This is a genomic window from Phyllobacterium sp. P5_D12, assembly GCF_054049495.1.
The window spans coordinates 1-568 of record NZ_JBFUMG010001172.1 but is presented as its reverse complement, the minus strand read 5'-3'; the positions used below and the strand labels follow the sequence as shown (position 1 = coordinate 568).

Below are 568 nucleotides of genomic sequence, written 5' to 3'. Positions count from 1 at the left end.
CCGCCTTATGGCACAAACGGTTATAGGGCCACGGCATCATCAAGGGGCGGTGTTCCAAGGGCGCCTACTGTGCGCTTGTTCCGAACAGACTTATACCGATGCCCTTATCTTGGTTTAGCTAAGTCGCATACTATCAATAGGTTAGAATAATGCGACATCTTGTGGGCCGGCGGTTCGCATCCTATCAAGATCTGTCATAGTACTACAGGCGCGTGGAAAAAAGACCCTCCCACAAGAGGGAGGGTCAGATGTAGGAGCGGCCCCCGTCGCCCCCAACGGCGTTCTATTTTTGCTACCGAACGTCGCTCTATGCGATCTCATCAAACATGGCGTTGATTTTGTAAATTGCTTCCGCCCGGTTCGTCGCCCGAACCTTCTTGAGGATATTCCGAACGTGAACTTTCACAGTGTTTGGAGCAAGCCTGAGGGCATAGGCAATCGTTTTGTTTGCCTTTCCCTGTCGCAGGACTTCGATGACCTCACGTTCCCGTCGTGTGAACATTTCCAAACGCTTGGACTGATGGTGGTTGGTTCCGAGGATGCTTTGAATATCATGCAGGTTCTTAGC

Annotated in this window: 1 protein-coding gene; it reads right to left on the bottom strand. The window is 51.4% G+C overall.

The annotated features are described in order from the left end of the window. Positions 1-307: 307 nt before the first annotated feature. Positions 308-568: response regulator transcription factor (locus tag ACXJ5O_RS29340; RefSeq protein ID WP_457302969.1), on the bottom strand; the 261-nt coding region annotated here is incomplete at its 5' end.